21 protein-coding genes are annotated in these 25263 nt (G+C 49.3%); 7 read left to right on the top strand and 14 right to left on the bottom strand.

What is annotated here, in order from left to right; genetic code table 11:
- Window positions 1–26 precede the first annotated feature (26 nt).
- Window positions 27–1973 carry a stalk domain-containing protein gene (locus AB1S56_RS13205; protein ID WP_340868853.1) on the bottom strand — a complete coding sequence of 649 codons (1947 nt, stop codon included), beginning with the start codon at window positions 1971–1973 and terminating at the stop codon, window positions 27–29.
- 225 nt (window positions 1974–2198) lie between these two features.
- On the opposite strand from AB1S56_RS13205, the gene AB1S56_RS13200 reads away from it, so the two are divergent.
- Together AB1S56_RS13200 and AB1S56_RS13195 are read left to right on the top strand one after the other, a co-directional pair.
- Complete coding sequence (locus AB1S56_RS13200; RefSeq protein WP_340868854.1) at window positions 2199–2705, top strand: NUDIX domain-containing protein; 507 nt, start codon at window positions 2199–2201, stop codon at window positions 2703–2705.
- Between the two features lie 14 nt (window positions 2706–2719).
- Window positions 2720–3451, top strand: coding sequence for a ZIP family metal transporter (locus AB1S56_RS13195; RefSeq protein ID WP_340868856.1), 732 nt, complete (start codon window positions 2720–2722; stop codon window positions 3449–3451).
- 68 nt (window positions 3452–3519) lie between these two features.
- Here the strand turns inward: AB1S56_RS13195 and AB1S56_RS13190 are convergent, their stop codons facing one another.
- Both AB1S56_RS13190 and AB1S56_RS13185 read right to left on the bottom strand, forming a co-directional pair.
- Entirely contained in the window at window positions 3520–3660 is a 141-nt protein-coding gene (locus AB1S56_RS13190) for a hypothetical protein (RefSeq protein ID WP_340868858.1), read from the bottom strand.
- A gap of 44 nt (window positions 3661–3704) precedes the next feature.
- Complete coding sequence (locus AB1S56_RS13185) at window positions 3705–4229, bottom strand: GNAT family N-acetyltransferase (RefSeq protein WP_340868860.1); 525 nt, start codon at window positions 4227–4229, stop codon at window positions 3705–3707.
- A 321-nt stretch (window positions 4230–4550) separates the two neighbouring features.
- On the opposite strand from AB1S56_RS13185, the gene AB1S56_RS13180 reads away from it, so the two are divergent.
- Window positions 4551–6338 carry an ABC transporter substrate-binding protein gene (locus AB1S56_RS13180; protein WP_340868861.1) on the top strand — a complete coding sequence of 596 codons (1788 nt, stop codon included), beginning with the start codon at window positions 4551–4553 and terminating at the stop codon, window positions 6336–6338.
- A gap of 291 nt (window positions 6339–6629) precedes the next feature.
- A complete protein-coding gene (locus AB1S56_RS13175; RefSeq protein ID WP_340868862.1) occupies window positions 6630–7463 on the top strand; it encodes a restriction endonuclease in 834 nt (277 codons plus the stop codon).
- A gap of 346 nt (window positions 7464–7809) precedes the next feature.
- Here AB1S56_RS13175 and AB1S56_RS13170 read toward each other — a convergent pair whose 3' ends face one another.
- Window positions 7810–8766: a tyrosine-type recombinase/integrase gene (locus tag AB1S56_RS13170; protein ID WP_340868863.1), complete on the bottom strand. Its 957-nt coding sequence runs from the start codon at window positions 8764–8766 to the stop codon at window positions 7810–7812.
- Window positions 8767–8984: 218 nt separating this feature from the next.
- Here AB1S56_RS13170 and AB1S56_RS13165 point away from each other — a divergent pair, with 218 nt between their 5' ends.
- The 3 genes from AB1S56_RS13165 to AB1S56_RS13155 all read left to right on the top strand — a co-directional run bounded on the left by AB1S56_RS13165 (window position 8985) and on the right by AB1S56_RS13155 (window position 12244).
- Window positions 8985–9776, top strand: a complete 792-nt coding sequence (locus AB1S56_RS13165; RefSeq protein ID WP_340868864.1) for a sensor domain-containing protein — start codon at window positions 8985–8987, stop codon at window positions 9774–9776.
- 570 nt (window positions 9777–10346) lie between these two features.
- Complete coding sequence (locus tag AB1S56_RS13160; protein ID WP_367903361.1) at window positions 10347–10826, top strand: DUF6323 family protein; 480 nt, start codon at window positions 10347–10349, stop codon at window positions 10824–10826.
- Entirely contained in the window at window positions 10808–12244 is a 1437-nt protein-coding gene (locus AB1S56_RS13155) for a DUF6179 domain-containing protein (RefSeq protein WP_340868869.1), read from the top strand. Before AB1S56_RS13160 ends, AB1S56_RS13155 begins: the two co-directional genes overlap by 19 nt.
- A 225-nt stretch (window positions 12245–12469) precedes the next feature.
- Here the strand turns inward: AB1S56_RS13155 and AB1S56_RS13150 are convergent, their stop codons facing one another.
- From AB1S56_RS13150 to AB1S56_RS13105, 10 genes are all read right to left on the bottom strand, one after another.
- A complete protein-coding gene (locus AB1S56_RS13150; RefSeq protein WP_340868870.1) occupies window positions 12470–13030 on the bottom strand; it encodes a hypothetical protein in 561 nt (186 codons plus the stop codon).
- A gap of 28 nt (window positions 13031–13058) precedes the next feature.
- Window positions 13059–14033 carry an S-layer homology domain-containing protein gene (locus AB1S56_RS13145; protein ID WP_340868872.1) on the bottom strand — a complete coding sequence of 325 codons (975 nt, stop codon included), beginning with the start codon at window positions 14031–14033 and terminating at the stop codon, window positions 13059–13061.
- Between the two features lie 218 nt (window positions 14034–14251).
- Window positions 14252–14788: a hypothetical protein gene (locus tag AB1S56_RS13140; RefSeq protein WP_340868873.1), complete on the bottom strand. Its 537-nt coding sequence runs from the start codon at window positions 14786–14788 to the stop codon at window positions 14252–14254.
- Between the two features lie 35 nt (window positions 14789–14823).
- The gene (locus tag AB1S56_RS13135) at window positions 14824–15804 is read right to left on the bottom strand and encodes an aldo/keto reductase (protein WP_340868874.1); all 981 of its coding nucleotides are present in this window, start codon (window positions 15802–15804) and stop codon (window positions 14824–14826) included.
- Between the two features lie 76 nt (window positions 15805–15880).
- Window positions 15881–16708, bottom strand: a complete 828-nt coding sequence (locus AB1S56_RS13130) for an EcsC family protein (RefSeq protein ID WP_340868875.1) — start codon at window positions 16706–16708, stop codon at window positions 15881–15883.
- 14 nt (window positions 16709–16722) lie between these two features.
- Window positions 16723–18954 carry a rhamnogalacturonan lyase gene (locus AB1S56_RS13125; protein WP_340868877.1) on the bottom strand — a complete coding sequence of 744 codons (2232 nt, stop codon included), beginning with the start codon at window positions 18952–18954 and terminating at the stop codon, window positions 16723–16725.
- Window positions 18951–21572: a hypothetical protein gene (locus tag AB1S56_RS13120; protein ID WP_340868879.1), complete on the bottom strand. Its 2622-nt coding sequence runs from the start codon at window positions 21570–21572 to the stop codon at window positions 18951–18953. Before AB1S56_RS13120 ends, AB1S56_RS13125 begins: the two co-directional genes overlap by 4 nt.
- Before the next feature lie 102 nt (window positions 21573–21674).
- Window positions 21675–23243 carry an extracellular solute-binding protein gene (locus AB1S56_RS13115; RefSeq protein WP_340868881.1) on the bottom strand — a complete coding sequence of 523 codons (1569 nt, stop codon included), beginning with the start codon at window positions 23241–23243 and terminating at the stop codon, window positions 21675–21677.
- Window positions 23244–23320: 77 nt separating this feature from the next.
- Window positions 23321–24205 (bottom strand): carbohydrate ABC transporter permease, encoded by an 885-nt coding sequence (locus AB1S56_RS13110; RefSeq protein WP_340868882.1) that lies wholly within the window; start codon window positions 24203–24205, stop codon window positions 23321–23323.
- A gap of 20 nt (window positions 24206–24225) precedes the next feature.
- Entirely contained in the window at window positions 24226–25077 is an 852-nt protein-coding gene (locus AB1S56_RS13105; RefSeq protein ID WP_340868903.1) for an ABC transporter permease subunit, read from the bottom strand.
- Window positions 25078–25263 lie beyond the last annotated feature (186 nt).

Genomic DNA, 25263 nt, shown 5'->3' with positions numbered 1-25263 from the left:
CCGAGGGATGAAGCAGGACCTTTTGTTCATTTCTTGATCGTGCCGTTGCCGAACGGGTATTCCGTTACCTGAACAGCGTTGTCTGCCATGTCATAAGTGAGGGTCGCTTTAGCGTAAATGTCTTCTGTGTGCATGACATATACATAGCAGTTGTCTACGCCAAGGACATGCCCCCAGCGAGCCTGAACGAAGCTGTTGATGAACTTGGCTTTGTTGTCCTTGGACAAGCCCTGGAAGAGCTCCAGCAGCTCCTTGGTCGGAAGCTGGATGATGAACATAGCTTCCTTGGAGGTTAAGTCGTAATCATTGTCGTAATAGCCGTCGATATATTGGAACTGTGCCGCTCTGGAAAGTGACTTGATGGTGCTCTCTTCCGTAACCGGAGGAGGGTCCTCGCCGATATACTCATCGTTCTCCCAATAGCCCAGGTTAAAGATCTTGCCGTCAGGGTCTTTGATGAAGCCGTAGCCATCAAACAAATTATTATAGACCTCGCCGATATAACGATCGCCATTATCCAGATAGATGACGCCGACACCTGTAATGAGACCGTCCTTGATTCCCCCCCTGTAATACTTTTTGCCGGTTTGCGTGGAGTAGACGGTGCCCTGGCCATGCTGTACATTATCGTAAAAATAGCCCTGATACCCGAGCTTGCCATCATAATATTCCCTGCCGATTGCCCGGTAGCTGTCATGCCAGATGCCATCGAATTGAAGCTTGCCATTGGTATACAGCTTGCCTGTGCCTTCCAAGGCGCCATCCTCGAACGCACCAACATAATACGATGTAGAGTCAAAGTGATATGTGCCTTTGCCATTCAATGCGTCCAGGCTGAACATGCCGATATAATTCAGGGAGTGGTCGGCATTCAGAAGCCTTCCGTTCCCTTCGCGCATACCATTAATGAAAGGACCTTCATAATATGAGCCGTCGCTATATATCGTCTTGCCTTGGCCATGGAACCGATTGTTCAGAAATTGGCCTTCGTAATAGGAGCTGCTATCCTCCACATCGTACATAATGCCGCTGCCTTCGATTACACCGAGCTTGAAGTCGCCCTCGTAGAACAGCTTGCCCTTATGCAGCAACCGTCCTTTGCCGTGAGGCACACCATTCTGTTCCTCTCCGAAATACTCCGTGTCATTGGCATACAAATAGCCGAGATTGTATGAGGCCACCGTGCTGTCGATATATACCGTTCGCGTCTCGCCATCCCACTTCACGCGGCGCCCTGTTGCTTCTCCGATGAATCGGAGGGGCACCATTGTATTGCCGGAAATAATCTTAGGAGCTGTCGGGAGCGTAATGGCTTGCCCGCTGACGGATGCGGTCTTGCTGTCGATCACCAGCTCGATTTCCAGCTTCTCCTTCGTGCCTGTTACGGTGCGTGTTGCTTGGTCCCAGCCGACGTCCAGGCCAAATTGCTCGAAGAGCGGGCGGAACTGGACCATCGTCGAGCCGCTTATAATAACGGGTTCAATCTGGAATTCTGCCAGCTCACCGTCAATATACACCTCAATCGCGTCATTGTCTTCGAATTCGGAAGGGTCAAGATCTACGATTGCCACACCTTTGTTCTCCAGCTGATCTACGACATATTGCCCTTCCTTGCTTAATGCTTCGCGATCGATGACAAGCAGACTCAGACTGTCCACTTGGGCAAGGGCTGTCAGGTCGAGCTTCTGATGAGCGTCGAAGATAAGGACGCTGCTTAGAAAATAAGCTTCCTCAAGACCATGCAAGCTGTTAATATGCTGGCCTTCATTAATCGTTAGCTGTGTCAGAATGTTAATCTCATCCTCCGTAACAGCCTCCGTCGTCTGAAGTCCCAGCTCTTCCCGAATTTCGTCCTCCAGCCCCTTGTCGAGCTTCTGAGTAATCGCCGCATGCGTCATGCCAGGAGCGCTCCAAGAAAACGCGGCTGCTGCGATTACGCTTGCCATACATAGCTTGCCTAGTTGACTTAACAAACGTGTTCCACCTTCCGATAATCTAATTTTTGGTGCCACTCCCAATAATACGATGTCAATTTACAAAATCCTTCTAGCTGCAAATCATAATTTTTTGCCCCGTATACTATCAGGATTAGTCTGAAAGAGGTATAATCGTGGAGATTTGATGTTCTGTAGAGAAGCTGGATATAATGAGGGAAACCAATTATATTTGCCATATCAGGAGCGAGGGGCTATTGTAAGATGGATTTTGTACGAGAAATCTATGAGCGGGATTTGGGGCTGAGCGGACGAGATGCCGGTTCTCGCAGACATGGCAACCAGGTTTGGCTAGGTCGGTCTGTTAGAGGCGTCATATTCGATGCCCAGGGTCAGGTAGCGCTCATCCCTAACGGTGATGGCCCTATTGGCAGCTTGCTGGGCGGCGGAATAGAGGGTCAGGAGACGCTGGACGCGGCTTTGAGCAGAGTGGCTATGGGGCAGCTTGGGGCTCCGATCCGGGTCCTGAACGAAGTCGGGCTTGTTGTGGAATACCAGGACGAGCATGAGCTTGTGCAATTCACGTATGCGTATACCGCTGAACTTAAGATGCCTCAGCTGACAGAGGAAGCGAATGCGAGCGGATTGAAGGTGGGCTGGCTGTCGCTTCGAGAGGCCATTGACGTCTTGCAACGTAATCGACCGGACAGCTACGCCGCCAAATTCCAACAGGAACGCGACCTCAGCATTCTGATGTCACTGAGAAAGTAAGGGAGAGATCTTCCATGACAGCAGCTCTTCTTGGCAGCTTCATATCCGCGATGGCCACTGTGCTAGGCGCGATACCGCTGTTATTCGTACGTTCATTATCGGAGAAGTGGAAGGATATTCTGATTGCATTCACTGCAGGCATCATGGTGTCCGCGTCTACCTTCGGCCTGCTGCCGCAGGCGTTGAATGAATCCGGCATTGTGGCGCTTACCTTAGGCGTAATAGTAGGTGTCGTTGTACTGGATTTGCTGGAAAAGAATATCCCGCACATCGATGTCGAGCAGAAGCGGGGCATCAGCGCGTTTGATTCCAAGTCGCTTCTCGTCATGTTCGCTTTGTTCATCCATAACATTCCGGAGGGGCTGAGCACGGGCTTCAGCTATGCCAGCGCAAATGAGGGGCTCGGCCCGATGGTGGCGATCGCGATTGGCGCCCAGAATATGCCGGAGGGGCTGGTGCTGGCCGTCTTCCTCACCCAGTCCAAGGTAAGCAAGCTGAAGCTGCTGCTGATTGTCACCGCAACGGGGCTGATGGAGATGGTATCCGCGGTTGTTGGTTACTTCACCGCCAGCTATATTCAAGCATTAATCGGCTTCGGTCTGGCATTCGCATCAGGCGCCATGCTGTTCATTGTCTACAAGGAGCTGATTCCAGAATCACACAGTCACGGGTATGAACGTCCAGCTACCTATTCATTCATCATTGGACTTCTGCTAATGATCTACATCAGCTATTTCTTTGGGTAATAAGAAGGAGTGTGAACCTTAGGAGGTCCACACTCCTTCTTGTTGGTATCATGCACCGCCTTGCTGGCTTAGTTAGCCGGCTTCTCGCTTGTACGGACCTGCTTCGGAGAGGCTTGCGTGTCATCCGCCAGCTTCTCGCCGAATTGATCGAGGCGCGAAGGGGTGGATGCTGGTCCTGTATTGTCGAGCTTATTCTTTCTGCCTGCCATGCTCATCACCTCCAGCTATGTTAGGATGAGCGGCATCGCACCATTTATACCCCTTTATTATGCGATTCTTTGTAATAGATGATGGTTGTTTCCAGCTCACCAGACGCTGACATGGCGAATCGCGGTATTCTTCCAGCCTCCTTGTACCCCAATGCTACATAAAGCAAGTTAGATGGATCCCCAGCTCTTGTATCCAGCACGATCAATGTTCGTCGCTCCATCTCAGCGCGTTCATGAGCGGCTTGCATGAGCCTTCTGGCAATACCTAATCGCCTGAAATCAGGGTGAACCATAAGCTTCGCGATTTCGGCGCGATGCAAGGCATTTCGCTTCGAGGCGAGCTGAAGCTGTATCGTTCCGGCTAGCTTGCCGTCAACATAAGCTGTCCATAGCAGTGTGCCGGCCTCCAGCACATGCTGCCAATATGGGATGGCCTCCTCCAACGAAAGCGGTGGCAGGAAGCCGATAGAGGCTCCGTCCTGGACGACATCGATGAGCAGTGTAGACAGGTCTTGTACTTGCTGCTCCGTAAGCTCGGTCATTGGTATGATTTCTATCGCTTTATACATGCTTTTCATCTCCTGATATGTGAATTAACCGCTTTATGGAGCCATGACTTGGAGTGCGTAGCTAATCGTCTAGCTGGCGAAGATGGGATAGCTGCTGACTGATCGCCCTCTGCAAACTCTCCGCGCTTATCTCTGGCTTGCCACTTCGCTTCGTGTTCCTTCCATTTGTGGTGGTGTACAAACTCCTGTAACAGCATCTTTATCATCTCCCGTGTTGTTCCCCTGACCTCATTATGCGCTCGCAAAAAAGGAAGAAAAAGAGTATAATCTGGATTAATTATTTCCCCTTTTTGTCAACTCCCGGAATAGGAGGGCGGCTTCATGCTAATCGATGAAAAGTATCTGGTCCTGTATAACGCCATAGCGGATTCGGAAGGCTGCGGCCAACCGATCGAGGTATCACTCGACCAGCTTGCCGATATATGGTTCTGTACGCAGCGCAACGTCAAGCTTATCGTTCATAAGCTTCAGGAAGAAGGCTTTATCGTTTGGATGGCAGGCAGGGGAAGGGGCAATCGCTCACGAATGACTTTTCTCATCCCGAAGGAGAAGAAGCTGCTTGAGCTAGCTCAGCTGTACGCGTCCAAGGGCGAATACAAGCAGGCGTTCGAAGCCATAGACCAATACGGTGAAGGCACAAGCGTCAGGCATCAATTCGTAGAATGGATGAACAGCCATTTCGGCTGTCGAACGGAGCTGATTGACGATGCGGAAGCGGATATATTGCGCTTGCCTGTGTATCGCCCCATTCTGACACTTGATCCGAAGCATATTTATTACGCCTTCAGCGCGCATATGGTAAAGCAGCTGTTCGATTGCCTTGTGAAATATGACAAGGATGCAGGGAAGGTTGTGCCTTCTCTCTCGCATGCTTGGGAGCACGATTCCACCGGAACAGAATGGACGTTCCACCTGCGGAAGGGCGTGCTATTCCATCACGGGAGGGAGCTTGTTGCGGAGGATGTGGTATTTTCCTTCAAGCGGCTGCATGACAGCGCCTCCAGCTGGTTTGTCCGTTCCTTTGCTGAAGTGAAGGCAATGGGCCCTCGATCGGTTCTTATTAAGCTGGCTGCTCCCAATTGGCTCCTGCCTCGTTATCTTTGTTCGCCAGGCATGTCGATAGTGCCTCATGATCTGGTGCAGCAGGACGATCAATTCTGGACCCATCCTGTAGGAACGGGACCATTCCGTTATGTGGAATGGCGGAACGATAGATTTGTCATGGCTGCGAACGCTCATTACTTCCAAGGGCGTGCGCATCTCGATGGTGTAGTTATCGTTAGTATGCCTGAGGATACGATCATTTACGCCAAAAGCTGGGAGCAGCTCATTGTCGACCACGATTTGCGTGAACTGCAGCTGGAGCAAGGCTGGCAGAAGATTGAATTTATATGCAACGGATGCAGCCTGTTGACATGGAATTTGGGCAAAACAGGTCCACAGAATAGTCCGGCGTTCCGCAAGGCTATCGATCTGCTCATCGACCGCCGCCGGATGATTGGGGATTTAGGCGAGGATCGTATTCATCCCGCCAGCGGGTTCTATCCAAGCGAGGAGTCTTATCGAAGCGGCGAGCGTACTGATGTCGAGCAAGCGATGGCACTGCTGCAAGAGTCAGGGTATAGAGGGGAGACGATTCGTCTATCCACTTATGGCATTCATGTGCAGGATGCATGGTGGCTTCAGAAACAATTGGGCCATTATGGCATTCAGCTGGAGGTTCAAGTAGAGACATGGCTCAGCATCCGGGAGAAGGGAGTGATTCAGGCTGCGGACGGCCTTATTTATTGCGTTGTGTTCGCAGAAGACGAGGTTTGTATGATCGAGCTGTTCGAGCAGACGGGCAACTTCCTGAGGGAGCATATGGCTCCTGAGCTGCTGAAATGGGTCGAGAGTAAAATCGATGACGCGCTCGCCTTGAAGGATCCCGCCGCACGTTGGCTGGAATGGATGGCCATCGAGAGGAAGCTGAGAGACGAGACTCACGTGATCTTCTTGCTGCACAAAAAGCTCAACACCTTCTACAATCCCCATATCAAAGGGGTCGGGGTCAACTCGCTTGGCTGGATCGACTTCAAGGATATTTGGCTGGAGCGGGCGGTTAACTAAATAGGGTCTGCTGCTGGGAACATCTGCGCGCATATGCGTCGAGCTGCTCAGGCAGCAGGCTTTTTTGTTATGATGGTAAATTTACATTGAATTGACGGTCAATGGTTAAAGGATAAAAAAGTTCGAATGAAATGAGTTCGAGCTTCAATTGTTTACATAATTATATTTATGTTTATTACTGAAGAAAGTTGAGTCTTATAAATATACATTAACGAAGGAATATGGTATTTTATGTCGAATCAATGGAATGGATAAAGAACTAATACTTTTGAATCAGAAGGAGTCCGAAGAATGGAGAATGCTACACAATTATTGAATGACTCATTAGTTTCACCATTAATTTTTATATTCATGTGCTTAATTTTGTATGGTGTAGTAGGTATAATGTTGTACATAACATTATTTAGATGGATGCCTGAGATTATTGTGAAATTGGTTGCGTTAGGCGGAATGATGGCAATTATTTACCAATCTGTTATCAGTTATGATACCATTATCAAATTAGTAGATCGTTTTAGTATCACTCAAATGTTTATTGGATTGACATTATTATTTATTTTTGCAGTAGTATTAATAACAATTATGCTTCCAAATAAAGCTCAAGTACGAAAAGGAAGTAAAAGGAAAGGTTCGGTTATAAAAAAGAACTATTCCCCACCTAAAAATAAAAATAAACAAAATCAATTTAGAGAAGATCACGTCATTTTGTCTAGTTCACTGAAGGATTTGTCAGGTGCCGAGTTTGAAAGACTGCTGGCGTTATATTTTCGTGATAACGGTTATGAGGTGCGTGAGGTTGGCATTGGTGGGAATGATGGGGGAGTTGATTTGGTCATCATTGATCGTCGGGGCGAAAAGACAGCTGTGCAAGCAAAATGTTATGCTGATCATAATACAGTAGGCGTTTCCGTGGTAAGAGAACTCGTTGGAGCAAAACGAAATCACGATTGTATCCTTACTTTGCTAGTTACCACGTCTGATCTGACAGCATCTGCAAAGAGAGAAGCCGAACAAATGAGAGTTGAATACTGGCACGGTGCTATTGTAGAACAGAAGTTAGCTCGTTGGGGCAAATGGCAGCCAGGGGCAAAACCAAAACATTCTAAAGCAAGGACGTCACGATAGACAAATAGATTTAACTGTGCTGTTGATTAAATTAAAAAACACAATAAGTCGAGCGAAACCAAACGACTTATTGTGTTTTATATTTTGTTCGTGAGTTATTTGACTATATTATCTTCTGAATGAAGCCTATCATAAAAAGAGCTAAGATAGGCCCGAATATCTTTTTCCGTCAAATAGTATACATCTAACAAATATAAGGACAATCTTTATAGCTATTAATGATAAGGGGGATTTTCTTATCTGATTTATTTTCAATTTACCCACCTCCTTGGAGTTCGTTGCAGCAACAACTAAATGAGTGTAGAACCAGTAAAATTAATAAGTTAACATAACTAAAATTATGTATTCAATTTCGTGAATTATAATTTGATTTCTTTTTAACAATCATCGGAATCGAGGGACGCACGTTATTCATGGCGCGTTCTTTGGCTTCGTCGAGCACATGGGTATATATTTGTGTAGTCGATATATCCTCATGACCCAGCAGCTCTTGAACGGTTCTGAGATCAGCGCCATTGCGCAGCAAGTCCGTCGCGAAGGAATGACGAAGCTTGTGTGCAGAGAGCGGCAACCCAGCCATTTGCGGGTAGGTTTCTACTAAGGCTGCAAACGTTTTTTCGGCAACGCATTGAACCATACGCTTACTGATTCTTCTTCGGAATTGGGAGACAAACAAAGCATCTTTATCCTTGCTGTTATTGGGTGGAATACGCTCATTGATCGTTATTTGCAGAAGCTGATGGAGTTCATCGGGAAGGGGAATGTAGCGCCATTTTTCCCCTTTGCCCAATACGGCAAGCTGTTTGCCCTCTAAGTCAAAGTCTTGAATATTCAACCGTACGATTTCGCTAACTCGAAGTCCAGCATGTGCCATTAGAGCAATGATCGCAATATCGCGAGTTAGATATCTGCCATCCACGAGCTGCAGACAAGCATCGAGGAAAGGCTTCTGCAGATAGGTTGGCTTTTTTTTCTTTTCTACCTTGGCCTTCTCAATTTCTAGTGTAGGGTTATGGGAGGTCACCTTGAATCTAATCATCACTTTATAAAAAAGTCTGATTGTAGATTGACACCGATTACGATATCGACCGCCAGCTCCGGATTCGCGAACCTGGGTGAGATGAGACATGACGTCAATCTCAGTTACGTCTGCGACTTGTTTTCCATTCAAATGTTTCAAGAAATGTCTCACATCATGAAGGTATGCGGTTTGTGTTTCCTTGGAATAACCGCGGTCCTTGAGGTAGACAAGGAAAAGGTTTAATTCTTGCTCATAATTTTCGTTAATATCTGAGATGTACATGTTTGTTCTAACCGTCCGATCGCTTGTAGTCGAAATTGCATGAAATATAGATTTCATGCAATTTCTATTATAGCAATTATGCTGCGGAAAGGCACTATTGGAACGCTATCGTGGATACTGGACCAAGGTCCGGCTTAAATCCCGTCCGTCGGATGGAGGTTAGAATAAGGCTATTACAGCTACAATGGTATCAACATAACGAGAAAGTGTGGTTAATCATGATGAAGAAACAGAGTGCTTACGAGGCATGGAAAATGTTAATCCTGTCACTTCCGAAAGGAATTGCCGCTTTTGTTGTAATCGTTGCTGGACTGGCTATAAGCTTACCATTATCGGCAGTTCTGATTGGCATACCATTGCTTGCCTTTACCTTGATGTTGAGCCGAACGATCATGCTCGGGGAGGGGGACCGTGTTGCAGCCTGGTTGCAAGGGAGAAAGCTGTCCGAACATGCCAATGTGACACAAAGCTCGTCATCATCTGAGCATCAGAGCTGGAGATCATGGCTGGCGTCAATTATGAAGGATGGCCAATCATACCGTGGCATCCTGTTCGGACTGCTGCAGCTTCCAATCAGTGTACTCATGTTTACTTTCGCTATCGTATTGCCTGTTACGGCGTTAGCAGTGCTTTTATCACCCGCTGCATATGAAGTAAGCATGCGACTGTTCGCCTTCGATCTATTCGCGGATGATTGGAGGCTGAACCATTTGTTCAATTGGAGCCTTACATCTGCTGAACGCTCCTGGATTGCCGGCGGTGTGGGTCTTGTGTTCACAGTACTGGTTCCGTTCATGCTGAAGGGGCTGGGTCGTTGGTATTCGGCTTGGATTGTAAGCATCGCTGGACATGAGCCAGCTGTACAGGTTGCTGAACAGGCGAAACCAGTTCGCAGCAGAGAGATGTACGAATATTTGATGTCGCTTGGCGAAGAGGTGGAAGTTGACCAATCGGTGCTGCGTCCAGTCCGGGCGGAAAATGATGGGGATAAGCTTATTGTGAGAGCTTAGGTGAGTAATAAGCGGTAGCTTCGGCGATGTTCACGTCCAAGCTACCGCTTTTCAATTTGTAAGGGGTGAAGTTATTATAATTAGAAAAAAATACATAAATATTATTATGTAAACAATGATGGTTGTTTATTAAATGAAAGTACCTAAGATGATTGTTGTTCTTATATGAGAAAAGCGTGCAACCCAATAAACAAAGGAGATAATTTAGAATGATAAGATTGTAACGGGGAGTTTGTTCTCAAAAAGAGTCGATGCCTTACGAGTTAGAATTACAAGCTTGCTTGGAGAAGATGAGGGTGATAGGTTATTTGTGAACACGACCCAAAACCGTAAAAGGTAATTTATTCGCATCAAAGGAGTCACTGATTACAAAAAAAGGTTGGATTAGAATGACCATGAATCAACCTCACTTTGTATGGCTGCAAGCTTCTCTTTTTGAACGATCCATTTGACAAAAACGGAAAAGTTGTTTAAAATATTTATAAGTTAAAAATTAATTATACCACATGTTAATTACTTTGTCAATAACTAAATGAGGCCTCTTGTTGAAAAGGGGGGAGCTGATTGTATTTGTCACGGATTTTCAACTCATTGTATGTGTCTATGCAAGAAGAGCATTTAACAGAAATCCTGGATTTGAACGAGAAGACCCAGGAGTATGGCCTGGTTCTGACTCTGAAGGATGTTCAATGTATGATAGCGGCAAGAAGCCAGGTCCTGTACGGCTATGGTCGGGTTGAATTGGGCATTGAAGTAACCAAGGAGTTCATTGAGGAGTTCTCGAAGTCATCGTTCATTCAACAGGAAAACTATGTAGATGCTCTAAATGAGCTGCATGAGATTTTTTATTATCTTAAAAATGAAACAGAAGACAAAATCGGTGACATGAAGCTCGTCCATAAGATGAAGGAAGTGTTTGAAAATGATTGCGAGGGGTCATTAGATTTGTTAAAAAGCAGACTTGAAGAGTATGCCGAAGAGTTCCGAAGGCAACTGATGAAAGAATCTTTTCTTGAAGGAGAAGATGAAAATTGGGATCTGAAAATCTAAATGAAAAGGGCGAGTTGTACATTCAAGGCGGCATTCGTAAATCTCAGTTGCATAGAAATCAATATACGATTTCCTTAATGAACGCAGGCTTGCGAGCAGGGTTTCTCTCGAGCCATGAGATGCTGCGTATTCAGAATGTGTTCATGCAGATCCTGCAGGAGCTGATTAACAGATACACCCAAGGAGAAAGCACATCAGTCACCACGGAAACAGCAGAAAATATTCTGACCTCCATCATGTATGCTTCAGACGCGTATCTGTACAGTTTCGATGAGCCAGAGAAGGCGCTTACTTATCTCAAAACGATTGATGTTCGCCGAATCTATGAAAGAGGCGTGGAAAAGGTCAGTCAATGCTTTATAGAGACCAAACAGCTATATAAGGAAATTATGGCCAATAAACTGGAAATTCCAGTCGTCGCCTACAATATGACCATTGATGAGTCACTACCTGTCTTTCTCAGGAAATACGGTATTATCTTCGATGCCCACAATACGATGGCCAGTATCGATTACCCGCTGGCTATAGATGACATGCAGCTTCAAGGAGTTTTCTATATGAAGCAGTACATGGAACGGCTGAAGATGGAGACTGAGTTTTGCTCTCTGTTCGATCAAAAAGAACTATTGGAATTACTGGTTCACTACGGAAGGGAATGCAGGTTCAATTATCGAATTGAGCTGTTCAATATTTATGAGCTTATGCTGAATAATGCGATATTCTCGATATTATCAGGGGGAGAAGGCGATGAGGTTAGGATTTCGGAGAGTCAATACAAACGTTTAGAACAGCAATTCATGAGCCTCACTGAATCCCAAATTCGATCCGTCATTTCTGATGCGATGATAAGTCTTCAGCAAAAATTAGCTTTACATTCCCAATTGAAGGAATATATGAATGGGTATAAAGAAAACCTCGTTCAGAGAGTGGCCAATGCTGCAAAACACAACAGCTTGCGGACTATCATTATTACAGAAAGGGAGGAAGGATCGAAATCTTTAGTTTTAAAGTTCACTGAAAAAGACAGAATGAGCGATATCCAATTGAGAAAACTGTTGCATCAGATTATGGCATGCAAGAGGAAGGAGGAGAAAGTCAAGCTAATTTTGTCTAACTTCCAATTCTTCCATGACTACCTAGATATGCTTGAATCGGACTGCCTTTACGGGGATGAGTATGTTGCTCTCTTCCATGCGTTTGGCGATATGGAGTTGGCTATTCTGGGGAAAATCGTTTTTTATGAAGAGCTGCGAAGCGAGACTCTTGATTTGTCTTCTATCCTGTTATTGGAAAATGAGCATCAAATAGAGTGGCAATTGAGATTTGTCCAGTGCCTGCAACAGATGAATCGTGAGCGGATACAAGCAATTGGAAATTATATGAATGAGATGGAGTTTGAACAAATGAATTTCTATTAAGAACGTATGGTGACAACAGCCTCCCGGGATTTGCATTACTACTTTTTCACAAAACTCGTATTTTGTACATATGTATATATCGTGGAAATGCTTTATTCTATCTGAATTGTTATATGGTGTTACACATTATATAAGGCTTGTAGCCTCCCCCAATAACAAGTTATAGACTATCTTGATTCATCACAAATAAAGCAACCGCAATCGGCTGCTTTATTTGTGATGTTTCTATTTTTCTTTGATAGTGAATGATGTGATCATTTGTTCGAATTCTTCATTCGATAAAGGCGGGACAGCTGCGTGTAGTTTATAAATATGATGGTCATATACATATACTGCGTTCTTGAAGACTGTTATTGAATCCTTCTGATATGTCGATTGAATGGAATATCGGTACAAAGACGCCCCTTCAATCGTTTCTTTTGTAACATCTTCGAGTAGAATATTGCTGGCTTCCTCAAATGAAAGAGTTCGCTCAATTTCGGAATTTACCCACTCTTCCGTACCATCTTCCGGGATATCGAATTTACGGATAGACAGGTACTTGCCAGTACTCGTTTCACTAAGTGTCGTATCACTCAATTGATCCCATAGTTTTGGATACTGTATGGACCAACCGTCATTGCTTTCGTACTTTAAGTATCCAGAAGTTATGTCTGAAGTCGGGGCCGTACTATCAATTGAGTGATTTGGGCTGATGGTTGGATTCGTTAGTGAATCGTTGTTTGAACATGCCGTTAGATAAAGGAATGTCATCGAAAGTATGAAGCCTAACCGTGGTTTATTCAAAATAATCACCACCAATCACCGGTTATATTTAAAGGGAAATAGCGATCTCCACTTTAGATATTTTGATTGTATATTCAGAGTTTGTTTCATAATTGAAAGTATCATTAGAATTGGATTGAGCTCTTAACTCCAGATATTTTTCAAGCACTTCCTCTGCCTCTGCCTGTTCAATGTAAAGGGACAGTACCTCTCTGGTTGCCGTCAAAGCGGCTTCGGATTCGTGACGAATAAATATTGTCACCAAGTTATTTTTTGTCGTGTGTAAAATAAATGAGGCAGAATTCTCTCCATTATACTGTTCTTCAAAAATATCTACAGCAGAGAACATGTGATCATATTGACCAGTTCTCAGTTCTAGTCCAGAGATAGCAGGTAAGTTTGAGATTACTTCAGTGAATTGAATTGGTGCGTTAGAATTCATAATAACGGATTTTGGATATTTAATCTTAGGTTGTTCATTCAATGTTGCTCTCAGGGATAAACCTGTATCAACTGTACGTTGAATCATGGTTACCGCCTCGGCTCTTGTAAGTAATTTTGTTCCCTGGTAATGTTGAATGTCGACTTCCCCGTTACTGCTCGTGCCACGTGCAATCTTCTGTTTGTACAAGAAGGATATTGACTCCGAAACGATATCTTTTTCATGGGCCAAGCCCAAATTAGCAGCTAAGTAAACGGCCACTTCATTCCGATCTAAAGGCAGGCTAAGTTTATAATACAATGGCATATTTCTTTCTTCAGCATCTTCATAAGGAGATTTCTTTAGGTTGTTTACTCTTCCCAACATAGTCAGGAACTGCTCCTCTGTAACATGGTCATCAGGCCTAAATGTACCGTCTGGGAATCCAACAATAATCTTGTTTTCGGTTGCCCAAGCTACAGATTGAGCATACCATTGCCCTTCCTTTACATCGATAAAGCCATTTGACTTCGCTGAAACTTGACCAATCATTCCAAAACCCAATAAACACAACGAACTAAGTAATAATATCGTCTTTCTCATCCAATCTAACCCCCACATGAATAATATTCTTCTTCTCCCAATCAAAAGTCAATTTTTGATTTAATGAAGTAGGTAATGATGGAGTCCCGCCATTTTCTTGGTAATATCTATTGTTATAAACGGCGTGACAACCTTCATGGTTGCAAGTATCTGTTCATTTTCCGCTTGGGTAACTTTGATGCTCAAGATAAAAAAAACAGCCGACGATTCGTCAGCTGTCATCCGTTCTCTTGAACATCCCATCTATGTCGATATGTTAGCAGCTTCGGGTGCGGTGCAGGTAAAGGTTCGCTTATGAGCAGACGGAGCTTGACGATCCACTCCTCGAACGAGCTGAATGAGGCGAACGCATTAGCCGTCTCCGGTGATACATAGAGCATTATTGGCTGTGGATACTGCTCCGCCAGATGACGAAGCGCCGCTTCAATTGGAGTATATTTCTTCCGCTTCCCCTCCCAATTCTCAATGGTGATGCGGTTGCTGTCATCACGTTCCCGCCGCCATTGGAACAATCGGTCTTCCCGCTTGTAATACGGCTCCATTGGACGCTTCCACATGCGTCTTGCCGTCTCCTCATGCAGCGGGTACAGCACAAGCTTCGCGAAGCTGCGCTCCCTTGCGAGCAGCGCAGCCCGCTCCAGCTGCTGATCCGATACGTCCTGGAACGTATCATAATACACAAGCGTTCCCTTACGTGATGAGGAGTCCTTCTCGTCACTATAGCCATAAGGCATCTTGCGAATGCTGCGATCCATAGCCAACCTCCATGCGCCAGCTTAATATCGGAGAGCTATAGCGCTCCGACTACTCGATGCGGCACATAGCTTTCCTCTAATGTTGTAATTTCATCCGGCGTTAAGGATACCGTTAGGGCGCCTATCGATTCCTCAAGCTGTGGAATGCTGGTTACGCCAATGATTGGAGCGGATACGGCTTCTTTCTGCAGCAGCCAGGCAAGAGCAATCTGGGAGCGGGCAACACCGCGTTTCTCAGCGATTTCAGCTACCCGATCGGCTATGACGCGGTCGACTTCGGCAGTTGCGTCATATTTCCATTTCTGCGCTTGGTCGGTCTTGGAACGAGAAGTCGTTACGGACCACTCTCTGGCCAGTCTACCGGAAGCTAGCGGGCTATACGGGATAACGCCGATTTTTTCTTCCCTGCAGAGCGGCATCATCTCCCGTTCTTCCTCTCGGTATATTAGGTTCAGATGGTTCTGCATGGAGACAAATCGAGTCCAGCCACGCAGATCCGCGACATGCAGCGCCTTCAGGAACTGCCAGGCATACATGGCGGAAGCCCCTATGTATCTTGCTTTCCCTGCTTTCACCACATCGTGCAGCGCTTCCATCGTTTCTTCAATCGGCGTATTGTAATCCCAGCGGTGAATCTGGTACAGATCCACATAATCAGTGCCCAGCCGCATCAAGCTCTTATCGATCTCGCTCATGATTGCCTTGCGGGATAAGCCTGCACCATTGGGTCCTTCGTGCATACGGAAATGAACCTTCGACGCGATGACAATCTCATCCCGATTGGCGTAATCCTTGAGGGCCCGTCCCACAATCTCTTCACTTGTCCCCATGGAATAAATATTAGCCGTATCAAAAAAATTGATACCGAGCTCCAAAGCTCGCTTGATAATGGGACGGCTGTCCGCTTCGTTCAGCACCCAGGGATGCGACCACCTCTCGGCTACGCCAAAGCTCATGCAGCCTAGGCAGATCCGAGATACATCCAAGCCGGTATTGCCCAGTTTCACATAGTCCATTTCATATCCCCCGCTTTCAAGATTCATGCGCTATTCGCTTGACGAATCCATGATACCACTTAGCATTCACTCAAAGTCAAGTGCTGGATGGATTGTAATGTTTAAGCTTCTCCATAATTCTACGCTTGCGGTACATCATTTTGCCTGCTTCCGTCACGTCCTGGAGAGTTGAACGATTGAGGAATGCGCCGAACAGCATACCTGCGATGGGAATCATCTGAAACAGCTTTTTCCACCCGAAGTTGTCCCTGTACGTGACCATAACCTCGCGCCAGCCCTGAAGCTGGGAAATAACCTGGCCGCTCCTCTCTCCGGAATGAAAGGCGGCTAAATCCTCAAGAATCGCTTTTTTGCCCACGATGACGGAGGAGGAGAATTGCAGGCACTTCACGATGAAGATTCGTTCCGATTTATGAGTTGGATCATAGCCGTAGCTTATGGCGATTTCCTGCAGCGCTTTCAGCGAGAGGCCTAGCAGGAGAGGAATGTCGATGGCCAGCGTAAATAATCCGCCGATACCCGTTGTTGCCCCCTGTACGGTCGCCGCATTGCTGCTGGATTGCATGATGCCGTCAGCCATTTCATCCATTCTGTTCAGCGGCAGCTGCGCGATTCGCTCCATGCAGGCTGTCTCGTCCATGTCGTATTGTGGGAAAAATCTCCGGTACAGCTGCTCCTTGCTGACCAGATAACGGCCGCCATTCTGGATATAGCTTCCGATTTCGTCAAGGGCGGTCCCAATCTTATCCTGAATGAATTTCGGTGTCATTCGATCCAGGATGGCGAAGGGCAGCCTGCCGAGCTTCTCCCAGAAAAAAAGATCCTTCTGGCTCTGCTCCCACTTCTCAATAATGTTCAGTTCCGCCTTCAAATCTGCTTCAGCTTCCAATGGAGCTATCGTCATCAGTTGACACCTCTTTATTCATGCAAATATGATCCGCTAGTTCCAGTATATCGCGGACAATAGATTTGCGGTAGCGGGACCTGAGTCCAGTCAAGATCCGACGCCAGGTAGAAGCTTGGATAACAGGGCTGATTATATACGACATTCTGCCAAGCGACGCCGACTCTGTACTGCGCATCATGCATCAGTGTATACAGCTTGCGGTCCGTGAGCTCCGTGCTGACGTAGATGCGGATGGCGGAGCTGTCCGACGTTCGGACGAGAAGCTCCTCTCTCCAATCTCCCCATACATCCGCGACGAGGCAAGGATTGCCCTTGGTCCCGTTGTTGGAGCGGCAGCCTTCCGCCCTCAGCAGACGGCCTCGTATCCAATCGTCAATAACAACGGGCTCATGGAAGGAGCCGCTTACAAGCTGTGTCGTCATGTCGGCGGCCCACCGAATGCTCATGTTGGTGCCTGGAGCCTGGTCGCCCAGCTTCTTGCCCTTCGCCGACAGCAAGCCGAAGGATTCCTGGCTGTGAATGTCTTCGCTAGACCAGGTTTGCAGGCCGCGGTGCGCGGGATCCACCTGGCCGATCATGCCCCGTCCCACGTCACCGTCCGCGGGAGCTCCGAACAGCACCTCGCCTGTGCGGGCATCCCGAAGCGTGTAGCCGTAAGGCACCCCGGCCCCGCCCTCGTGCACCATGAAGATTTCAAGACCCGGACGGTCGGGGTCGACCTTCGCCACATGCAGAGCGTCGCCGTGTCCCAGCTTGACCTTCAGTCCTGGCAGCCTGCTGCCCTCCGGCATTACTCCCGCAGAGCTGTACAATATGGTCCCGTCATGGTCGATCGTCGCCGCGCCGTAGATAATCTCCTGACAGCCGTCGCCGTCCACATCGGCCACACTGAGAGAGTGAGCTCCTTGTCTGGCGAGCGCCCCGAACGCCCCGTTCCGGCCATCCTGCGTATGGAGGGTGTCGTTGAACGGGTTATTCATCTCCACCCAGCCGCTGTCGACATACCACTGCTCTAGCAGCTCGCTGCCATTCCAGGAGTAGGCGACGACTGTAGACCGGGTGTAGTAGCCTCTGGCGAATATGGCGGAAGGCTTCTTCCCGTCCAGATACGCCACACCGGCCAGGAAACGATCCGCACGGTTGCCCGGCTCAATACGGGTCCAGGAGTAGTCGCCCCACATCAGCCCGTCGTCATGCCGTCCGGGCTTGTAGCGAATGGTCTGAAGCTCCTCTCCCGTCAGGCCATTGAACACGGTCAAATATTCCGGACCGCTCAGCACAAATCCTTCCGATTGCCGAAGCTGGTTACGGCTGCTTCGGCCAGGCGCATACTCATCCATGAAATAATCAGCCAGGACCTCTGCCTCCATACGCGACAGAGGATAGCTGTATCGCTTCGCTATACCGAAGCATTCCTCCAGGGAAGCGGGCCAGCGGCCGGAGATTACCTCCTCATGACTATGCCAGCTCATGAACAGCCCTACTATATGCTCGTAATAATCGGAGCTGCTCAGCCGATAGTCATCCTCATGGGTATAGCCGCTGGCCTCGTCCTCCGGCAGCAGCGTGATGAATGTTTCCGAAGAAGGATTGCCCTGAGCATCGAAGCGTATCATCTTCGTGCCCGGCGCTGTCTTTAGCATGAGCTCAGACCGGCCATCTCCGTCGAAATCGTAGACCAAGAACTGTGTGTAATGGGCGCCTGCGCGAATATTGACCCCAAGGTCAATACGATAGAGCAAGGTGCCGTCCAGCTTATAGCAGTCTATGTAGACCGGTCCTGTATAGCCGGAATGGGAATTGTCCTTGGCGTTGGATGGCTCCCATTTCACAACATACTCGTATTGACCGTCTCCGTCCACATCGCCGACACTCATATCGTTAGCCGAATAGGAATAGGACTCACCCTTAGGCGTAACGCCGTCTGCAGGCTTGCTCAGCGGAATATCCCAGTAAGCCTCCTTCCAAGGGGTGACCGCGGCGCTGCAATCCAGCTCTTGGCCTTCTGCAACGGCGCATACCGTATATTCGGAGGCAGCGTCGCCCCCGCGATCCAGATAATTGGTGCTGTCCAACACATCTGCGATAGGAACACCATCGCGATAAACGCGGAAATCTGTTCCGGTTAGGCCGCAAGCGGAGGAGCCCGTCGCTTCGTGTCCCAGCAATCGCCACGTTAGGAATATGCCCTCGGAAGTACACATGGCAGCCAATCCTCGGTCCAATGCTTCCAGCTGTATCATGATGTCGCTTCGCCCCTTTCGCCGATTGAATCCAATGCTTCAGGCACATATTCGCCTATCCACTCCAGACAGACAATGACGTTAATGGACCATTGGGAGACCGTATTAGTCGATATCCAAGGGATTTCACGAATGCTCCGGACGAACGCCTGACGAGGCACCTCCTGGGATTCCAAGGGCATATTCACGCTCCAATTGTATGGACTGTGCAGCAGATAGGCCCATGCCTGCTGAGCAAGCTCGACATTAGCCAATCTCATGGAGGCAAAGGCCATCATGGCGGTAGACAGCATAGGGATGTTCCAATCCTTGCCTTGAAGCGCGCCTGACGTTCGGCGAATTTTCTCTTCCTTGGGCAGATTGTAGAACTCTCCGTATTCCGCAAGCATGGTCTCCCATTCCGGATCCTGCAGCAAATGCGCCATCTCCGCCCACACCTGCGCTCCGCCCATGCAGATCATGAGATGATGCCCATAGTTCTCCTCTCCCATATAGAGGAGCTCGCCAGTTTTGGGCTCGTACCCGAATACGGGACCGGACAGCAGCCGGAACGGCATCCCCTTCAGGCATTCGACTCCCCGCAGCATTTTATCCCGGTAGGACGTATCCTCATATCGTTCCCACTGTGCGAGCCAATTCGAGCAGAAAGCTGCCCAGTCCGGACCGCTGCGCGTGTGCGTGGGGAATTCGTCCTTGCCGAAGTACGCACGCATGGGGTCCAGTCGAAGGGTGGCATAATCCGCATCCTTCGCCTCGTCCATCATATCGCCAATCCGCTCGTCCGCTGTCAAATAATAATAAAAGGTATGCAAGCCTGCCATCCCGATTCGCGCTTCCTTGCAGCCGCAGCCCCAGTGCAGCACGTTATGCCGGGAGCCAAGTCCCGCATATTCGCCGATGTGATACACATCCACCTCGCTCGTATGCCTCGTCATCGCCTCAGCCAGTCGGAAGATGTCCGCTCGCCCCGAGCGAAGGAACATATACCACAGCCATATGTTCGGTGCCAGCTCCGTATTCTGCCAGGCGCAGCCCCCGACATCGTAACGCCAGGTGTGCCTGACGGGATCGTAGCTGTGCATCACGTCTCCATAATCCCAGAAGCCGTACCACCTTCGCTGCTCGATCTCCTCCTGATAGAACCCGATCAAGTGGTCCAGGGTATCCTCCAGCTGATCTTTCACCGGTGTAGAGCGGTCAGGGAGGCTCCAGTGGCCAAGCGCTCTCGTCTCGTAATAACGTGAAGGCTCGCAGACGAGCAGCGGCGGCGACTCCTTCTCCCGAACCATGGCATCCAGGAGGTCATGCTTAGGCGAGTGCTCGCAGCACCAGATTGTCAGCTCGTTCGTATTGCCCACGCCGTATGGCGTGCTGCGCAGCTCATCTGCGCCTTCATAGCAGGAGTGAACATGCGTTTCGGTATCATAGTGCCTCAAATCCATCGCAGGAGCATCGGGTGGCCAGAACCAGGCCGTCAACGCCGCCTCATCGCCCGTGAGACCCGATGCCTCCAGGCTGGAGGGGAACTTCTCCCAGAATCGGCGCACCCCTATCGCCAAGCCTCCTCCTTCGCTCCCAGCGTAGAGCAGACCGCCTGACCTCCTCCCGGACACCGCGGAAATCCAGCTGCAGCCTTCCTTCGTTCGCTTCTGAATCGTGTACGAATCCGAGGCGTTCTGGCTCAGCTTGAAATCGCCCCATTCCGGCGAATCGTTCAGCAGCGCCAACAGCTCAGTGTCCTCCTCTCTGTCAAGGGCGATGTATGAGCCCGCTGTCTGCAGCTCATATAGCTCGCGCTGTCTATCGGGCAGCCGGAATGTCATCAGCCCCTTGGGCGATTCGCTGAACCAGCCGGTGTCGCCGGCCAGGCGGACATGCCTGTTATACAATGGCCCGCTCATTGGAACATGGAAGCGAATGCCGAGACCCCTCAGGAAATCCTGATGCGGATTGCCGTCGTATAGGAAGGTATGGACAACGCGAACCGAGGCTTGCTGCGTATAGAATATGAACCTCAGCGTGAACGGCAGCCACTTGCGTTCGCTGTTGGATGCTTGATGACGCCCCTCCAGCTTCACGACAGCTCTGATCGGACCATCCTGCTCCACCGATGCTCGTTCAACGACGCTATGCAGCGTCTCCTGCAGAAGCATTCTGCGGCCTGATGTGGCATGCTGCTCCTCGCGCATGCCGACCAGCTCTCCGCTTGAGCATACCGTCTTCCCGCCGATTTGCAGCGCTTGAATGACGGATGAGCCGGAGCGGCTTAGTCGGCAGACGACAGCGCCGGTATCGACTTCGATATACTCGTCCCTCTCCAGCACCGTCAGGCTTGCCGAAGCAGCCTCCGTACCGGTGCACCTCTGCAGCGTATAACCTGGCTGGGCCGAACCAGCTGCCAGCGATGCCGCATGTGCCGTCCACTTCACGCTTCCATCCGGCCAATATGCCGTCGGCCAGGTCTGCAGAGGAACGCTTGATTCATGGATGCCCCGCAGCGTTAGCGGCGTGCCCCGCTCCAGCTCTCCCCGCTTCCACGGCACCCCCCAGGTAACGCCGGCAGGCAGAGCGGGGCGCTCCTCCAGCCAAGACAATGCTATACTCCCGTTTTCGTTCATTCCTCATCATCTCCCTGCGTTTTGATTAACGGCTGCCATTCCAGGCTGGCATATGAAAGAATAGACAGTGCGGCGCCTAACGCGCGGCACTGTCTATCCACCTTATTGCTTCGATTCCTTGTACAGCTTGTTGATCTCCGCGATATAATCGTCCCCGCCGGTTGTTCTCCACAGCTCGATGGCCTTGTCCAGACCCGCGTCGTCGATCTGGCCGACGATATATTGAATTCGCGCGTCTGCAATAATATTATCGAGCTGCTGTCCCTTCTGCGCGTATACTTCTGATACAAGCGGCTGTGCAGGGTTCGCAACAACGATATCTTCGTTAGCCTTTTGAACCTCGGCAATCATTTTGTTAATCTCTGTCTGCTCCAGGGTCGGCGCGTCCGGTCCGATAAACGTCAGCATTTGGTTCAGACCGTTATATTGCTGCAATAAGCCCGCGTCCAGGTTCTCCTTCGGCACGATATAGCCGTCCACCATGTCGTAGTGCGTGCCCTCTATGCCATAGCCAAGCAGATTCTGCATCTCCACGTCACCCAGCTTATCGATGAAGCTGAGAACCTTCTTGAGCTCATTCTCCGTCTTGACGGCAGTCTTCGAGATGGCGAGCATGCCCGCGTAACCTGTCGTTGGCATATCCCGATGTCCCTTCGGACCGACCGGCGCCTGGAATACATTCGTATAAGAGCTGTCTCGCGGCGCTTTCTCCTGCATCGGGCTGTTGAGGCGGCGAGCGTTGTCCGCTACGTCCACAAACGCGCCGGCCTTGCCGTTCACGAAGGGATCATTCCACACAGCGGAATCCATGACTGCAAAGTCTTCATTGACTAGTCCTTCTTCATACAGCTTGCGGAAAAACTTCAGCGCTTCCCGATATTCCGGCGTCATATGCGCCGGCACCAGGCTGCCGTTGCCGTCTTCTCCCCAGCCGTTCGGCGCTCCGAACCATACCTGCATGATGTCCCACGGTCCAGCGTACTTGGTAATGACAATGCCGTAGGTGTCAGCTTTGCCATTCTGATCGGGATCCTGCTCCTTGAACGCCTTCAGAACGTTGTAAAACTCATCGATTGTTTGGGGTGGCTGCAGGCCCAGATTATCCATCCACACCTTGTTAAGCGTAACCCCCATGCGGCCCAATACGCGTTCCCGGTAGATGCCGTAATTTTTGCCATCGATGGAGGAGTTGCTCAGCACAATATCATTAGCCAGGCTTAGATTAGGGTAATCCTTCAGATAAGGCCCGACCTCCCAGAAGGCTCCTGCACGCGCCGCGCTGATGAAGCTGGGCGTCTTATCCACGACCATAATAGACGGCAGCTGGCCTGAGGCGAGCGTGATGTTGACCTTGTCAGGATAAGAGCTGTTCGGCACGAATTGGATGTCCAAATCCGTATTTGTATAAGCCTCTAGTTGTTTGATGACCGGGCTGTCGTTATTAGGGAGATTCGTGTCGAAGGATTGCATCATAATGCTGATTTTGTAGGGCTCCTCCTTGGCGGAATCCCCGTTGCCCTCGGCACCGGTGTTCTGCGAGCTTGTCGGCGTCGCGCTTGCCTGGTTGCTGCCTGCTCCTCCATTATTGCCGGAGCAGGCCGACAGCAGAAGCACGCTAGACAAGACGATGAGTGCCAGACTTCCCTTTAACCCCGCTTGCTTTCTTTGCATAATATTGCCCTCCTCTATATGATTGGATGGTGCTATATAGATATCACGAATGTGATCATCTAACCTCATTAACCCCTCTAGCCCTTGATGGAGCCCAAGAGCACGCCCTTGGCGAAATGCTTCTGCAGGAATGGATACACCATGAGAATCGGCAACGTGCCGACGACGATAACCGCCATCTTCACCGACTGATCCGGCGGCTCCACGAAGTTTGGATCCATCGCGCTCATATCGCCAGCCGCCATCTGCGACAGCATGACGATCTCCCTCAGAATGACCTGCAGCGGCCATTTCTCATGATCGTTCAGGAACAGCAGAGCGGAGAAAAAGTTGTTCCAGTGGCCTACCGCATAGAACAGGCCAAACGTCGCGATAATGGGCTTCGACAGCGGCAATACGATGCGCCACAGGACGCCAAGGTCGGTGCAGCCGTCGATTCGGGCGGATTCCTCCAGACCTGGGGGAAGCTCCTGGAAAAAGTTTTTAATAATAATCATATTAAACGCACTGATAGCCCCTGGAAGAATGACAGCAGCATACGTATCCAGCAGTCCAAGCTCCTTCACGACCAGATATCCAGGGATCATGCCGCCGCTGAACAGCATGGAGAAGATAACCAGATTCATTATGACATTGCGCCCTAGCAAATCCTTGCGGGAGAGCGAATAAGCCATTGTGAAGGTGAACGCCAGGTTCGCCAGCGTGCCGACGACCGTAATAATGACGGAGTTTATCATGCTGCGGGATACGGTATCCGTAGAGAAGATATAGTGATAGGCGGATAATGACGGGTCCCGGGGAAAGATGAAGAACTCCCTCTCCATAAGCTCCACCTCCGTCGCAAACGATCCGGCAATGATGTAGATGAATGGAAGAACCGTCACCAATGCCAGAAGGCCGAGGAAGAAGTAATTGAAGCCGTCGAATATTTTTTCACTGATGGTATCATGTTTCGTATTCACTTCGATTCACCCCCGCTTCCTTAGAAAATGCCTTCTTGCCCAAAACGCTTGGCCAGACGATTGCTGCCGTAGATGAGCAGTATGCCTACGACGGACTTGAACAAGCCGATGGCGGTGCTGTAGCTGAACGCTCCCTGCGTGATGCCGACGAAGTATACATAGGTGTCGAAGACATCGGCGACCGATCGGTTAAGCGAGTTGGTCATCAGGAAGATCTGCTCGAAGCCGTTGTCGAGGAAGCTGCCCAGCCGCAATATCAACAGAATGACAATCGTGCTGCTGATAGCGGGTATCGTAATGTAGATCAGCCGTTGGAATCGGTTGGCGCCGTCTACAACGGCCGCCTCATATTGCTCCATGTCCACAGAAGCCAGAGCGGCCAGAAAGATGATCGTACCCCATCCGGAATCCTTCCACATCATCTGAAGAATGATCATGGGCCGGAACCAAGAGGTGTCCGCCAGGAAATTAATGGATTGCCCCGTAATAAGCTCCACCAGCTCATGAAGGATGCCGCCCGACGTTGTTAGGAACACGTATGTCATGCTGGCCACGATAACCATGGAGACGAAGTGCGGCACATATACAAGCGTCTGGACGATTCGTTTGAAGTAAGCCAGCCGGACTTCATTCAATAGCAGCGCCAGAATAATCGGTGCCGGGAAGAAGAAGATGAGATCATATACGGCCAGAATCAGTGTGTTGCGCAGAAGCCGGAAGAAGTCCGGATTTGCGAAGAAATTTCGGAAGTGCTCGAAGCCTATCCATTCACTGTTCCAGAAGCCGAGGAACGGCTGATAATTCTGGAAGGCGATCAGAACGCCCCACATCGGCAGGTATTTGAATACTAGGAAATAAAGCAAACCAGGCATTAATAAGAGATACAACCACTTGTCCTTCTTCAGCTTCGACAACCAACGCCTCCGCCCGGGATCGGCTTGTTGCTTTGGCACGTTAGCATTCGATCGCAGCGCCGTATTCATCCACTCACCCTTTCTTTGTCTTTCGCGGCGAAATGTTATCGCTTACAATTCGAGTATCCCCTCTGCGGCAGGGAC

Origin of the sequence: Paenibacillus sp. PL2-23, from assembly GCF_040834005.1 — a bacterium.
Classification (GTDB): Bacteria; Bacillota; Bacilli; order Paenibacillales; family Paenibacillaceae; genus Pristimantibacillus.
This window is presented reverse-complemented; position numbering and strand designations above follow the sequence as displayed.